This window comes from Arsenicicoccus sp. UBA2120 (assembly GCF_002330965.1).
Classification (GTDB): Bacteria; Actinomycetota; Actinomycetes; order Actinomycetales; family Dermatophilaceae; genus Arsenicicoccus; species Arsenicicoccus bolidensis.
This window is the reverse complement of the sequence record NZ_DCYC01000056.1, coordinates 24,280-39,147: the sequence shown is the minus strand read 5'-3', so window position 1 is coordinate 39,147 and position 14,868 is coordinate 24,280. Positions and strand designations below refer to the sequence as shown.

The window sequence follows — 14,868 nt, the reverse complement described above, 5'->3', positions numbered from 1 at the left end:
CGCTCAAGTCGGAAGAGCCCCATTGCCTCGGTCCCCTCCACGCTCATCGCCGCACTAACCCGGGCTTGGCTGCCCGCACTTAGGAAGGGAGGGCCCTCTCAAATAGAGACCCTCGCTTCGCACCTATCAACGACGCAGCAGAAATTGTGAGGCCGGTTGCAATGCCCACATGCGTCTGATATCCCTCGGGAATGCAGTCTCGCCACCATGGGGTCATCAGGACGACAACTATCGCTCCGCAGACCCATATAAACACAGGGGACAATCCTCGCTTTAACAAGATTGTTGACGCAAGGGCTGTGAGCGACATTGACAACATATATCCGTAGGCGATCAGTGGGAGCTGGTTGCCTGGCAACCAGAGCGACATCGCCCATAGTGTGACACCAACCGCGGTACCAGCGACGCTGGCCACCGTCGATTCCCGTACCCCAGAGCGAGATCTCGCCGTGAGCATTGCGACTTCTGGCGCTGCGACAGCAGTCGCAATGATGCCCGCGACCAATGGCGCAACCAATCCACCGGATGGGACGAATTCGGCACCCCAGACTGCACTCAGGATATCCTCTGCAAAATATGTCACCAGGAAGAGTGGCGGTAGAAGCACGGACGCAAGACCGAGGGCTGATCGGCGGGACAGGGCGAGTGCTTCTGTGTACCTTTGTGCGCCAACTAGTCGCGAGAAGCGCGGGTATAGGACGGATGTGACAGCACCCGCGATGAACGACAGGGGGGTGCTGACCGCGAGGGCAGCAGAGGCCATTCCCGCCGAGCCGACACCCCCATCGAGGCGCGCCACTAGGATAGTCATCTGGAACACACCCGCGCTAGCTAGGCCGGCCAAGCTGCTGAGTGCAACAAACTCCAGCATTTCTTTTGACAGCCGCATCGGCTTCATGCTTGGGCGTAAGAAATAGGCGGCGTAGCAGATCAACGCAATTGCTTGTGGAAGCAGGAGAATTCCACCACTCCCCCCAGTCCATGCCAAAATAGCCGCTCCTATTAATCCAGCGGTAGCCATACCAACCTCGAGACGCACCCCGACGGCATTCTTACCGTTCAAAAAGCATGCACTTCTTGCCATTGAATATAGGCTGGCTCCCGCCGTAAGAAGGAATCCCGAGATCGCGTCTACGGGACTCACAGTAAGCGCCAACCACCAACCCACAAGAGTACTCAGCAAAATGCATAACCACAAACACCATGAGGAAAGGCTTCCACCTAGATCCTTGGCTGCATCGCGACCTCCCGCACCCTGTACTTGAGCCACGAATTTCGTTTGTGTCGCGGCGAGGGCCGTCGGGCCAAGCAGTGCCACCCCGAAAGCGGCCGCTGAGATGGTGCCCACGTGACCCAGTGATTCTAGGCCAGACATTCGAGCAACAATAACATTGGTTGCAAGCCGTGAGAATCCTTGTGCCGCCACGCCGACGACACTCCACACAATGAGCCGCAGCCACCTAGATTGATTTGTCATTCACACCGCCAGCGATATGATCTGCGGCAAGGGCCGCGCTTGCAAGCGCTATCCACCAGGCAGCGTCGCCCAGAACAGAGCTCGCCACAAAGGCCCCTAGGGCCACCGACGTAGCCGCGCCGAAACCAAGTGCGGCAGTGCTGGGGTTGCGCTCTGCCCGCTTGAAGCATCTAGTTATGGCTATCGCTATGATAGAAACCAGCAACATCGCGGGAATTAGGCCATAGGCAACGGCCATTTCGAGGATCGAATTGTGGACGTCGGACACTCCAGCCAGTCCTAGATCCGTCTCATGAATCACCTTCTCAATGCGGCCTGGTCCGATGCCGACACCGAAAGACTCAACCAGCATATATCCGGCCTGGGAAATGAGTTCGAGACGCAGTTCGTTGCTGCGTCCACTACCGCTTAGGACTTGCTCAGAGTAGTCCGAGGGAAGACCACCGAACACTAGCAACAACAGTCCGGCCGCGCCGGCAGCGAGAATGAGTTTCGGGACAATGCGGGACACTTTCCCGCCAGAACTGGTTGCGATCACTCCCACGAAGCACAAACCCAACGTAAAGAAGGCCGTCCGACTATACGTCGCGACGTCTGCAAGCAGTAGAATTACTATCGCGATTATAAAAGGGAGGCGGAGGCGAGGGGTGCGTACTCCCACCGCGAACATGGCCGTGACCATCAAAGGTATATGTGCGGCAAAGTTGTTCGGGTTTGTGAAGGTCGCGCCAAGTGCTTTCCCGAAAATCCACGGGCGGCCAGCGACCTGAGGGAGGTGGACGCCCGTAACGAATTCCCCCAGCGCAACGATTGCCATCACCAAGGCACCCATGGCTAAGCCCCACATTAGACCTTGGAACCGGCTGGGACTATTGCGCACTAGGATGACCAGCCCAAACCCCCCTAGCGCCCCCATTGCCTGGACGACGCCTCGGGTGGCACTATCTGGATCTGAGAATGGAGCCCAGATAATAGCCTGAATGACTACTAGGAGGCATATGGCGACCACCATACGCGACGCTCTTCCTAGATTTCTCCACTGGCGTGCCAGGGACAAAGCCCCGTACACCGCTAGGATCAGGGTGAGGATGCGATACGCATGCCACTGCCCCTCAGCGCCAGGTTGAGGTGAAATCCATATGGTCAGGTAGCCCAGGGTAGGAAGGCATAGGAGGAGTGCCCTCACGAGCTGGTGACCCACACCCCCGTTAGGCGCCGTGCGACGTTGACTGGGCTGATTCCGGTGACTCACGACACACCCAGTCGTTGTGGAGCGAGTTGCGGCATGATTTTCCTCACTGCGGATTCCCGGGCCCTTCGTCAGAGCACGTCTAGTCCACGTCCTGTTACGAGCTGACAAGTCGGCGCCTTTTCAGATCTCTTCCGGTGGCCGTGACGGTTCTTGGTACGGGATGGCGTAGGTTGCCGCTACACCCCGTCGCAGTCGCGTCTTGATTGCTCGCCCTGCGGAACCGCGTTATGAGCGGCAAGGGACGGGATGGATCGGGCACCGGCGATCATCGCTTCCGCCACCCGAACAGTTGCGAGGCCCTGGCGCATCGTGACGATGTCGGCGGCCTTGCCCAGGACGGCGTCTCGGAAGTTCTCGTGCTCGGTGCGCAGGGGTTCTGGCTTGGCGATCGCGTAGCGGATCATGTCGCCCTCGCTGACACCGCGGAAGCGAGCGACCTCGTCCCACGTGGTTGCCGTCGTGCCGTTGGCGTGAAAGGTAAGGTCGGCGGTCAGCGTGTCGCAGATGAACGCACCCTTCTCACCCGTGATGACGGTCGTGCGCTCCTTGAGCGGGGACAACCAGTTGACCAGGTGGTTCGTGACGGTGCCGTCGGCCAGGGTGCCAACCGCAGCGACCAGGTCCTCATATTCTCGCCCGGAGCGGAACGCCGTGCGCGCGGAGATGCTGACGAACTCCTGCTGCGTGACCCACGCCGTGAGATCGATGTCGTGCGTGGCGAGGTCCTTGACCACCCCCACATCAGCGATGCGGCCAGGGAAGGGTCCCTGCCGTCGAGTGGCCACCTGGAAGACGCGGCCGAGCGCCCCAGCCGCGATGCGACGACGGGCCTCCTGCAACGCCGGGTTGTAGCGCTCGATGTGCCCCACGGCGCCGACCAGGCCCTTCTCGTCGAAGGTGCGCGCGAGGCGCTCGGCGGACGGCACGTCGTGGGCCAAGGGCTTCTCGATGAGGGCGTGCACACCGGCCTCCGCGAGCTGGAGACCCACGGGCTCGTGGTAGACGGTGGGGACGGCAACGACGCAGTAGTCGAGGTCGTACTCCAGGAGCTCGTCCACCGAAGGGACCAGATAGCGCCCTCCCGCGACACCGTGCGGGTCGCCGGACTCGTCGGCGACGGCCACCAGGTCGACGCCGTCGAGCGAACCCAGGACGCGGGCGTGGTGCCGGCCCATCATCCCGAGCCCGACGAGACCCGCGCGGAGGCGGTCCTCACGGTTACCCCGCCGACGGCGATCTGCGGTCTCGACGCGCGGCTTCTGGTCAGTCATGTCAGGCTCCTGCCTTCGCGAGCGTGTTGACGGCGGTGACGATGCGCTCCAGTCCCGCGCGGTCGACGCTGGGGTGCACCGGGAGGGACAGGCACTCGGCCGCAGCCTTGGCCGTCTCGGGCAGGTCGACGTCCACGTTGAACGGCGTGAGCTCGTGGTTGGGGACCGGATAGAACATCCCGGACCCGATCTGGTGCTCGTCCTTCAGCGCCTTGGCGAAGGCGTCGCGGCCCTCCGGCACGCGGATCGTGTACTGGTGGTAGACGTGGACGGCGCCCTCGCGCACCGGCGGCGGCGTCACTCCCTCGAGATGGCTGGACAGGTAGGCAGCGTTGTCCTGCCGGGTCTTGGTCCAGGCGTCGACCTTGTTGAGCTGTACACGCCCGATGGCGGCGTGGATGTCCGTCATCCGGCAGTTAAAGCCGACGACCTCGTTGTGGTACTGCTTCTCCATGCCCTGATTGCGGTAGAGCCGCGCCCGGCGGGCGATCTCGTCGCTGGCGCAGGCGATCATGCCGCCTTCGCCGGAGGTCATGTTCTTCGTGGGGTACAGGCTGAACATGCCGAAGTCACCGAAGGCTCCGACCGGCGTCCCGTGCAGCGACGCACCGTGGGCCTGGGCAGCGTCTTCGAAGACCCACAGGTTGTGCCGCTTCGCGACCTCGAGCAGCCGGTCCATCGACGCTGGGTGGCCGTAGAGGTGGACGGGCATGATCGCCACGGTGCGGTCGGTGATCGAGGCCTCCACGGAGGCGGGGTCGAGGCAGAAGGTGTCCGGCTCGATGTCCGCGAACACTGGGGCGGCGCCGGTCAGAGCGACCGAGTTGGCGGTCGCCGCGAAGGTGAAGGACGGCACGATGACCTCGTCGCCGGGCTTGACACCTGATGACAGGAGACCCAGGTGCAATCCCGAGGTCCCCGAGTTGACGGCGACGCACTCGCGGTCGAGGCGGAAGTGTGCCGAGAACTCCTCCTCGAACGCCTTGACCTCGGGGCCCTGCGCCACCATCCCGGAGCGCATTACGCGCGTGACGGCCTCGATCTCCTCCTCACCGATCAGCGGCTTGGCAGGGGGGATGAAATCGGACATCAGCTGGCCTCCATGAGAGTCTCGTTTTGCTCGATGAACTGGTCGCCGGTGCGAGGGCAGGTCCACTCGCGCTCACCGGTCTGCTCGAGGGGTTCGCCGGCCTTGCCCACCCAGCGGATGCGGCGGGCCGGGACACCGGCGACCAGCGCGAAGTCGGGAACGTCCTTGGTGACCACCGACCCCGCCGCGACCATCGCCCAGCGACCGATCGTCACCGGTGCCACGCACACCGCGCGGGCACCGACCGAGGCACCTTCGCGACAGGTGACGCCCACGGCTTCCCAGTCGTCCCCGCGCTTCAGCTCGCCGTCCGGGGTCACCGATCGTGGGTAGTGGTCGTTGGTGAACACCACTGCGGGGCCGACGAAGACGCCGTCCTCGAGCACCGCCGGCTCGTAGACGAGCGCGTAGTTCTGCAGCTTGCAATGTCGCCCCATCCGCACGCCGGTCCCGACATACGCTCCGCGGCCGACGATGCAGCCCTCACCGAGGACGGCCTCCTCGCGCACCTGTGCCAGGTGCCAGACGCTGGATCCCGAGCCGATGACAGCAGAGTCGGCCACGTCGGCGGACTCGACGATCCGCACTCCCTCGCGCGAGCTCATCGGGCCACCTCCGACTCCGGACGGCCCACCGAGATGACACGCACGCCGTCGAACCTGGACCGGTCGAGGATGTCTCGGCCGTCGACGATCACCCGAACCCCAGGCAGGTCGGCGGACTCGAGGTCGCGGTACTCCGCGTGGTCGGCCTGCAGGACGGCGACGTCGATCTCTCGGCCAAGCTCGTACGGCTCCCACCCGAATCCGCGGGTCTCCTCGGCGGAGTACATCGGGTCGTGGACGGCCACCTCGGCACCTGCCTCACGCAGCGCCTCGACGGTGTCGAACACCCCAGAGAACGCGGTCTCCTTGACCCCGCCGCGGTAGGACGCGCCTAGGACGACGGCCCGCGTCCCGGCGAGGGAGCCGCCCATGGCACCCACGGCGAGTCCGACGGTGTACGCAGGCATCGCCTTGTTTGCCTCACGCGCCGCACGGACGACGGTCGCGTCGGGGTCGTTCCACAGGTACAACCGGGGATAGACCGGGATGCAGTGACCACCGACCGCGATCCCGGGGCGGTGGATGTGGCTGTAGGGCTGGGAGTTGCAGGCCTCGATGACCTGGAAGACGTCGACGCCGTGCGACGCCGCGAACCGGCCGAACTGGTTGGCCAGACCGATGTTCACGTCTCGGTAGGTCGTCTCCGCCAACTTCGCCATCTCGGCAGCCTCGGCCGAGCCCAGGTCCCAGACACCGTTCGCCCGCGCCAGGTCCGGCCGCTCATCGAACTGCAGTGCCTTCCCGTAGAACGCGGTGGCGCGACGGGCGCCGCCCTGGGACAGGCCCCCCACAAGCTTGGGGTACTTGCGCAGGTCGGCGAAGACGCGACCGGTGAGGACCCGTTCCGGGGAGAAGACCACGTGGAAGTCCTTGCCCTCGGCCAGTCCGGAGCCCGCCTCGAGACGCGGCGCCCACCGCGTGCGCGTGGTGCCCACCGGAAGGGTCGTCTCGTAGATGACCGTCGTGCCGCGGGCAGCGCGCAGGCCTCGCGCGATGTCGTCCGTGGCGGAGTCCATCCAGCCGAAGTCAGGCCGAGCCTCGTCGTCGACGAACAAGGGCACGACCACGACGACGTAGTCGGACTCGGCGACGGCGGAGGCGGTATCTGTGGTCGCGTCAAGGCGGCCGTCGGCAACGACCTCGCCCAGGTACTCCCCCAGGTGGCCCTCCCCCGGGAAGGGTTCTACACCCGAGTTCACCAGCGAGACGGTTTCCGGGTTCACGTCGGCGCCACGGACCTTGCACCCGGACCGGGCGAACTGGACGGCAAGCGGCAGACCGATCTTGCCCAGACCAACAACGGTGACGTTCACAGCGCTCCAGCTCTCTACAGAATCGCGCGTGCGCGCGGCCCACCCGGATAGACGTCCGTTACGTTACAGCACGTAGCCGAATGTGACATATGGTAACTAGTAACCGAATCCCACCCGTCGCTCTCGCGCGCGAGGTCATCCAGGAGGACAGCTCATGAGGGTCGTCAGTGTCGTCGGAGCTCGTCCCCAGTTCGTGAAGCTGGCGCCGATTGACCACGCCATGACCAATGCGGCAGACGTCGAGCACGTCATCATCCACACGGGGCAGCACTACGACCCCGCGCTGTCGGACGTGTTCTTCTCAGAGCTGGGCATCCACGCCCCCGACGTCCACCTCGGTGTGGGATCCGGGTCGCACGGCGCCCAGACGGGCGGGATGCTCTCGAGACTGGACGAGGAGCTCGACCGCATCCGCCCGGACTGGACGCTGGTCTACGGCGACACGAACTCCACCGTCGCCGCCGCCCTGGCTGCCGTGAAGCTGCACCTGCCGATCGCGCACCTGGAGGCGGGCCTCAGGTCCTTCAATCGCAGGATGCCGGAGGAGCACAACCGGGTCCTCACCGACCATGCCGCTGACCTGCTGCTCGCGCCCACGCAGGTCGCCGTGAACCATCTGGTGAAGGAGGGCTTGACCGAGCGCGCCCTCCTCGTGGGCGACGTCATGACCGACGTCTGCCTGAGCACCCGCAACCGGGTGAGCAACGACACCCCCAGCCTTCCTCCCGAGGTCGATTCCCAGGCCCCGTGGGCTCTGGCGACGATCCATCGGGCGGAGAACACGGACTCACCAGACAGGCTGCTGGCAATCGTGGAGTCGCTCGCCAACGTCGGCATGCCCGTGGTGCTGCTCGCTCACCCACGACTTCGCGCCAAGTGCCGGGAGTTCGGCATCCCGCTGGAGGCGCGCTCGGGCCTTCATGTGATCGACCCGCTCGGCTACCTCCAGATGGTTCGTCTCGTCATGGCGGCCCAGTGCGTACTCACTGACTCCGGCGGTTTGCAGAAGGAAGCGTTCTTGCTCGGCACGCCCTGCACGACCTTGCGCACCGAGACGGAGTGGGTCGAAACACTGGAGGGCGGCTGGAACGTGCTGCACCCCGATACGACTGGGCTGGCCGAAGTCGTGGCGCGGCCCCACCCCAGCAGCCCGCGCGGCACGCCCTATGGGGACGGCCACGCCGCACAGCAGGTCGTCAAGGCGCTGTCTGACCGGCGGGCAGCTGCTGGCGCCTCATGATCACTCATCGTGTCTCTGCATGACGCTGAGTAGGGCACACTAGCCCCATGGATCGCACGGTCGGAGGCAACCTCGCCATCAGCGCCGTCGTTGCCTCTGCCGTCGCCGTGTCCGGCCTGGCACTCAGTGGGTGGTCGCCCCGCAACGCTGAGGCCACCTCCACCGTGGCGACGCCAGCGCCCAGCGTGGCGGCCCGGTCCAGCATCGCCCCTGCACCCACCGCCACGACTACCCCACCCTCCGCCGCCGTGCGACCCACCTCCCGGCCCGTCCCCCACCTCCCCGCCGACCGTCCGGCGACGCTCACCGTCATCGGCGACTCCACGAGCAATCAGCTGGGCGGGTGGGTCAACGTCCTGGGGGAACAGCTCGGGGAGGCCAGGGTCACGCGCGTGCAGCGGATCAGCCAGACGGGGCAGTCGTCCTATCGAGCTCCGATCCGCTACGGCGACAAGGGGCCCGAGCTCCAGGTGTGGAACGCCTCCACGGCAACCCCCTTCGCCGCAGTCACCGACGAAAGAGCCAGGGTGGTGGTGCCGAAGCGACCTGACGTGGTGCTCCTCAGCGTGGGTCGCGCGGCGGACGCCCGGGCGATAGGTCAGCAGCTCTCGACCACCCGGTCATCCATCCTGAAGGCCTATCCGCAGGCACAGGTGGTCGTCGTGAAGCAGCCCGCGGCCACGCCAGCCCAGCGTCCCGCGATCGCGGCCGTCGGCGCGTGGGCCGTGCAGCAGGGTGTCCCCGCCATCGATGTCGCCGCGGCCTTCGCCTCGTCACCCGGTGCCGCCTCGCTGCAGAACGCGGACGGCATCACCGACGCCGGCGCGCAGCGGTGGGCTGCCACCGTCCATCAGGCTCTGACAGGTCGGCGAGCGGCGGCTGATCAGATCAGCGGTGATGACGATCCCGGCGCAGGTTGAGGCGGGCGCCAGGAGGGTGGGCTCAGCATCCGGGCGCTCCGGACCGAGCCCCGATCCTCGGCCTTCGTCGCGCGCATGGCGGTCACCGGCGCTCGACGGCCTTCGAGCGGTTGCCGTCGTCATGGTCGTCCTCTTCCATGCCCGGGTGCCGGGCCTGGACTGGGGCTTCCTCGGCGTCGACCTGTTCTTCGTCCTCTCGGGATTCCTCATCACTGATGGGCTGGTCCGCGCCCACCTCGGGGGCACCGGGGCGGCCCTGAGTGCGTTCTGGGCGCGTCGTGTGCGCCGTCTCCTGCCCGCATCCGCGTTGGTGATCGCCGCCGTGCTGGTCTGGGCGATGACGGCGGCGCCGGCATACCGGCGAGAATCACTCGGGGCCGATGCCTGGTGGACCGCGCTCTATCTGGGGAACTGGCGCTTCATCGAGACCAGCAGCTACTTCGATCAGCAGGCCGTGCCGTCACCGTTGCTCCACATGTGGTCGCTGGGCGTCGAGGAGCAGTTCTATCTGGTCTGGCCCCTGGCGGTGGCCGGCGTGTGGGCTGCCATCGGCAAGCGCAGTCCACGTCTCGCGCGCGTGGCGCTCGTGGTCGTGACTGCGCTGGTGGCGGCGGCCTCGGCGGCGCTGCTCCTGCGCTACGGACGGTGGCACCTCTACGACCGGGCCTACATGGGCACGGACACCAAGGTGTTCGAACCCATGGCCGGGGCACTGCTGGCGCTCTGCGTGGTGCAGGGACGAGGTGCGACCTGGGCGAGACGTGCGGCACCGGCACTCGGATGGGCTGCCGTCGCGCTCCTGGCACTGCTGACCCCGTGGCTCGCCGGGCCCAGGGGAGCCACGGCCGTCTACTACCACGGCGGTGCCGTGGCCTTCGTGGGACTGGCTGCGGTCCTGGTCGCCGCTCTGGCCATCGGTCACGTGCCACTGCTGTCCCCGGCCCTGTCCTGGGCCACGCCCGTCTACCTGGGGCGCATCTCCTACGGCATCTACCTCTGGCACTGGCCCGTCGCCCTCGTCCTCGCCGGTGAGGGGTCATGGTCGGCGGCGCGGACTGCGGCAACCCTGACGACGTCTGTTCTCCTCGCATCGATCTCCTACCACCTGGTCGAGAAGCAGGTGCGCACAGGGAGGTTGGCCTCACGACGGGGACCAGCGCGCGTGATGCTGACCGGCCTGGGCGTCACGGTCACGCTGGCCCTGGCCGCCTCCGTCCTCGGTGGAACGCCCACCTCCTCGGCCGTCAACAGTCTGGTCGCCCTGCCCGGATCCCGTGGTGCCCAGACAACCCTGGTCCTGGGGGACTCGGTGCCCCACCGGTTGCTGCCGGAGCTGTCGGACGCCGCCGAGCGGCGGGGCCTCACCCTGTTCAGCTCGACGGCGGGGGGCTGCTCACCGCTCGGCGTCGTCAACAAGGTCTCACCGAGCGACCAGCGAGGCAGGCGATGTCAGGGCGCGCTCCCGGCCCGGATCAGCGACGGCGTAGCGGCGCACCACCCCGGCACCATCATCTGGTGGTCCCGCTACGAGACGGCGGACAGCATCCACCAGGGTCGGCTGCTCACGCCCGAGCAGCCGGAGTTCTGGACTGCGCAACGGCGGCAGCTGCAGCTGCGGATAGGCCAGCTCACGCAAAACGGCGCGACCCTGGTCTTCGTCGCGACCGACAGGCCCGGCGTGGGCATGTCCAGCAGATGCACTCCTCAGAGCTGCAACCCCTTCCTGCGCCGCATGGTCGACGAGGACCACTACCGGGAGAGGTGGAACGAGATCCTCCGCTCAGCGGCAGCGGGCAACCCGCGGGTTCGCGTGGTGGAGATCGACGACGTGTACTGCCACGACGGCACCACACCGTGCGACGACCGCGACGGGAGCGGCGTGACGGTCCGCTCGGACGGCACGCACTTCTCCGACCCGCAGATGCGGGTGACGGTCGCAGACGCTGTCATCGACCGGGCGCTGGCAGCCCGCCGGGACTGACCGACGCGGTCACGCCCGGCCCTCTCAGCCGTCGCGATAGGTCCGCTCGACGCGCCTGGCGATGTCGCAGGTCACCTCGTAGGTGATGGTGCCGAGCAGCTCGGCCATCTCGTCGGTCGTGATCTCCTGCGTGCCAGAGGTGCCCAGCAGCACGGCCTCGTCGCCGACGGCCACCGGGCAGGGCTCGGACGCGGGCCCGACGTCGATCATCGTCTGGTCCATGCACACCCGTCCCGCGATGGGGTGGCTCCGCCCGCCGACGAGCACGCGCCCCCGGTTGGACAGCAGCCGGTTGTAGCCGTCCGCGTAGCCGATCGGCAGCGTCGCGATCCAGCGGTCCTCCTCGGAGGTCCACGTGCGGCCGTAGCCGACGGTCGTCCCGGCCGGCACCCGCTTGACGAAGCTGACGCGGGTGACCCAGCGGATCGCCTGGCGCAGCGCGACGGTTCGCGGCGTCGACGCGTCCGGGTAGTAGCCGTAGACCATGATCCCCGGGCGCACCATCGTCAGCCACGACGACGAGTGCCCCAGCACGCCACCGGAGTTCGCGGCATGCACGTGCTCGAGGCGTCGGCCGAGGGTGGCCTGCACCTCCTCGACGGTCCGGGTGAAGAGGGCGACCTGGTCCTCGGTGAACGCGTCCTGCGAGGCCGTGTCCGCCACCGGCATGTGGGTGAAGATGCCCTCCAGGCTGACGGATCCGAGGCCTTCGACGTATGCCGCGAGCGCCGCCGCCTCGCCTGCCGGCACCCCGATGCGCGCCATACCGGTGTCGACCTTGAGGTGCACCCGGGCGGGCCGCCCGACCTGCTCGGCCGCCACCTGGAGCGCGTCCGCGCACTCGCGGGACGGGCAGGCCGTGACGACGTCGGCCGCGATCGCCGCCTCCATCTCGGCGCCGGGGAAGCAGTGCGACAGCTTGAGGATCGGCATCGTGATGCCGGCTGCCCGCAGCTCGAGCGCCTCCGGGACGGTCGCGATCCCCAGCCAGTCCGCGACACCCGTGGCCTGGATCATCCGCGAGACCGCCACGGCCCCATGGCCGTACGCATCGGCCTTGACCGCCACGAGGATCGTCCGGTCCCCCACCTGCTCCCGGATCCCCTCGATGTTGGCGCGGATCGCGGACAGGTCCACCTCGGCGTGCGTCGCGTACAGCATGGGTCCGTTATCCCACACGCCAGGCGGACGGGTAGGCCCTGGGTCCACCGATGACCACCTTGTCGACGTACGGGCTGGTGGAGAGGGCGAGCAGCGCGGCGTAGTCGGGGTAGAACGCGATCTCGTCGCCCACCCGCAGCGAGCCCGCGTCCGCGGCGTCCTCGACGTCGAGGATCATGTGGTCGCTGCTCGCGCCGAGGATCGAGATGTTGGGGTCGAGGGGGTCGAGCCCGTCGATGACGACGTCCTGGCGGCCGAGGTTGACGATGGCGCGCAGCCGGGTCCCGCGGTCCTCGAAGGCGGGCTCCTCGCCGAACGCGTTCTGCCCGCGCTTGCCGATCGGCACCGACGGCTTGCGCTCCAGCTCGACCACCTCGACCACGAGGCGCACCGTGTCCTGCCGGGTGCCCGGCCATGGGGAGCGGTCAAAGACGTTGCGCCCCAGCACGATCGACTCCCCCATCCGGAAGTTGTCGATCTCGGCCGGCATGTGCCCCGACGCCAGGAACGGCAGCGAGGCGCTGTTGCCGCCCGACAGCATCGGCAGCTCCAGGCCGGTCGCGGCGCGGCAGGCCTCGCGGACGTCGACGAGCAGCGACATGTTCTCCTCGCTCGGCACCACGCCCCCGAAGCACGCGAGGTTGCAGCCCAGCCCCACGACCTCGATCCCCGGCAGCTGCGCCGCGCCGAACGCCACCTCCACGGCCCGGTCCGGCCACACGCCCTCGCGCAGGTCCCCCACGTCGACCATGAGGATCACCTGGTGCCGCTTGCCCGCCGCCACGGCCGCCTGCGACAGCACGTCCATCGTCTGCAGCGAGGAGTTGAGCGAGATGTCGGCGAACTCCACGATCTCGGCCGCCCGCGAGCGCTCCGAGATGCGCAGCAGCATGAGCGGCAGCTCGATCCCCCGCTCCCGCGTCTGGCGCAGGTTGTCGATGCGGGAGTCGGCGATCAGGTCGACGCCGCCCGCGACCATCGCGTCCACGACGGCGGGGTGGGCGCAGGTGACCTTGGCGACGCCCGCAACGGTCGCGCCGTGGTCGTGCGCCAGCTCGACGACCGACAGCGCGTTGTAGGTGATGCGGTCGGGATAGAGCTCGACGCGCGGCGTCGGGTGGCCGCTCACGGCCGGTCACGCTCGTCCGGCCCAGGCGCCCCGTCCACGCCAGCCACCTCGTCCCCACCGGCCGCCACATCCATGCCGGTCACCCAGGCGCGGAAGGTCGCCCGCACCTCGTCCGGCAGCTCCGTCGCGATCGTCCCCAGCGCCGAGAACAGGTAGTCCCGGTCCACCAGCACCCGCGCCGACGGCTCCGGCAGCAGGTGCGTCCCCACGCCCGTGCACACGGCCCGCAGCGCCTCGGACGACCCCTCGACCCGCGTCAGCGCGCCACCCGTGGCGACGACCCAGCGCACGGCGGTGAGGTCCTTGCCGCGGACGATCTGCTTCTTGCCGGTGGGGGTGTAGAGGTCGGCGAGCGTCCCCGCGTGCCGCCGCACCCCCACCTCGACGGCGCGCGCGCACAGCCAGCGGGTCAGCTCGCGCCCGCGCTCGTCGGCCGGCATCGCCTCGAGGTCGTCCAGCCGCGCCGCCCAGGACTCGTCGCCATAGGCCTCGACGACGTTGCGGGCGTTGACATAGACGCCCAGGTCGCCCTCGACGGTCCGCTTGGCGTGCGGCTCCGGGTCGATGACCTTGGCGGCATGCTCCATCGACCCCTCGGTGACGGAGTGGATGTCGGTCGTGGCCCCGCCCACGTCGACGACCAGGACGTCGCCCAGCTCCTCGGCGAACAGCTCGGCGCCCTTGAGCACCGCGCCCGGCGTCGGCAGGATCCCGTGGTCGGTCAGCTCGGCGAACCGCGCCATCCCCGGCGCCCGCGTGATGTGCCGGTTGAACACCTCGTGGATGAGCACCCGCAGCGGCTCGACGTCGAGCACGTCGACGTCGGGAAAGACGTTGTCGGCCACCATCAGCTCGACCCCGTGCTCCGCGAACGCGCGCGCCACCGCCCGCCGCGCCGCCACGTTGCCGGCATAGATCACCGGCACGCCGAGCTCGGCCGCGACGGGGGCCAGAGCCCGGGCGTTGGCGACCACGACCTGCTTCTCACCGTGGTCGACCCCACCCGCGAGCAGCACGATGCTGGGCGCGATCTCGCGCACCTCGTCGACGTCGTCCTCGTCCAGCGGCCCCGCCGTGACGAGCCTGACGATGGCGCCGGCGCCGAGGGATGCCTCGCGCGCGGCCCGGGAGGTCATCGAGACGGTGAGCCCGTGCACCGTCATACGCAGCCCGCCTGCGGCGGAGGACGAGACGTATGTCGGGAGCCCGGCCACCGACACCCCCGCGTCCGCCTCGAGGGCGGCGATGGCGGCGTCGACCGCATGGCCCACGTCGCCGTCACCGACCGACGTCGGCGCGAAGCCCTGCGCCACGTGGTCCAGGCGCCCGTCGACCCGGCGGAAGCCGTTGACCTTGGTGATCGTGCTGCCGACCTCGATGGTCAGGATGTCGACGCTGCCCATCCACTTCTCCTTCCACCTACCGGCGG

The 14,868-nt window shown here is 67.9% G+C and carries 11 protein-coding genes; 3 read left to right on the top strand and 8 right to left on the bottom strand.

Going from position 1 to position 14,868, the window contains the following annotated elements:
- Nucleotides 1–1,460: 1,460 nt before the first annotated feature.
- The 5 genes from B2P18_RS08300 to B2P18_RS08280 form a co-directional block, all read right to left on the bottom strand.
- Nucleotides 1,461–2,294, bottom strand: a complete 834-nt coding sequence (locus B2P18_RS08300; protein ID WP_286958003.1) for an O-antigen ligase family protein — start codon at nt 2,292–2,294, stop codon at nt 1,461–1,463.
- 611 nt (nt 2,295–2,905) lie between these two features.
- On the bottom strand, nt 2,906–4,000 hold the full coding sequence (locus tag B2P18_RS08295) for a Gfo/Idh/MocA family protein (RefSeq protein WP_286958002.1): 1,095 nt from the start codon (nt 3,998–4,000) through the stop codon (nt 2,906–2,908).
- A 1-nt stretch (nt 4,001) separates the two neighbouring features.
- Complete coding sequence (locus B2P18_RS08290) at nt 4,002–5,090, bottom strand: DegT/DnrJ/EryC1/StrS family aminotransferase (protein WP_286958001.1); 1,089 nt, start codon at nt 5,088–5,090, stop codon at nt 4,002–4,004.
- Complete coding sequence (locus B2P18_RS08285) at nt 5,090–5,695, bottom strand: acyltransferase (protein ID WP_286958000.1); 606 nt, start codon at nt 5,693–5,695, stop codon at nt 5,090–5,092. The genes B2P18_RS08290 and B2P18_RS08285 overlap by 1 nt, the downstream gene beginning before the upstream one ends.
- Nucleotides 5,692–7,008, bottom strand: a complete 1,317-nt coding sequence (locus B2P18_RS08280) for a nucleotide sugar dehydrogenase (protein ID WP_286957999.1) — start codon at nt 7,006–7,008, stop codon at nt 5,692–5,694. Before B2P18_RS08280 ends, B2P18_RS08285 begins: the two co-directional genes overlap by 4 nt.
- A 154-nt stretch (nt 7,009–7,162) precedes the next feature.
- On the opposite strand from B2P18_RS08280, the gene wecB reads away from it, so the two are divergent.
- Genes wecB through B2P18_RS08265 form a run of 3 tightly spaced genes read left to right on the top strand, consistent with a single transcriptional unit; the run spans nt 7,163 to nt 11,149 of the window.
- Entirely contained in the window at nt 7,163–8,248 is a 1,086-nt protein-coding gene (gene wecB / locus B2P18_RS08275) for a non-hydrolyzing UDP-N-acetylglucosamine 2-epimerase (protein ID WP_286957998.1), read from the top strand.
- Nucleotides 8,249–8,295: 47 nt separating this feature from the next.
- Nucleotides 8,296–9,168: an SGNH/GDSL hydrolase family protein gene (locus B2P18_RS08270; RefSeq protein ID WP_286957997.1), complete on the top strand. Its 873-nt coding sequence runs from the start codon at nt 8,296–8,298 to the stop codon at nt 9,166–9,168.
- Nucleotides 9,146–11,149, top strand: a complete 2,004-nt coding sequence (locus tag B2P18_RS08265; protein WP_286957996.1) for an acyltransferase family protein — start codon at nt 9,146–9,148, stop codon at nt 11,147–11,149. Before B2P18_RS08270 ends, B2P18_RS08265 begins: the two co-directional genes overlap by 23 nt.
- A gap of 24 nt (nt 11,150–11,173) precedes the next feature.
- Here B2P18_RS08265 and alr read toward each other — a convergent pair whose 3' ends face one another.
- The 3 genes from alr to B2P18_RS08250 are packed head-to-tail and all read right to left on the bottom strand — an operon-like array spanning nt 11,174 to nt 14,842.
- Entirely contained in the window at nt 11,174–12,310 is a 1,137-nt protein-coding gene (gene alr / locus B2P18_RS08260; protein WP_286957995.1) for an alanine racemase, read from the bottom strand.
- A gap of 7 nt (nt 12,311–12,317) precedes the next feature.
- Entirely contained in the window at nt 12,318–13,439 is a 1,122-nt protein-coding gene (locus B2P18_RS08255) for an alanine/ornithine racemase family PLP-dependent enzyme (protein WP_286957994.1), read from the bottom strand.
- Nucleotides 13,436–14,842, bottom strand: a complete 1,407-nt coding sequence (locus tag B2P18_RS08250; protein WP_286957993.1) for a glutamate mutase L — start codon at nt 14,840–14,842, stop codon at nt 13,436–13,438. The genes B2P18_RS08255 and B2P18_RS08250 overlap by 4 nt, the downstream gene beginning before the upstream one ends.
- Between the last annotated feature and the right edge of the window lie 26 nt (nt 14,843–14,868).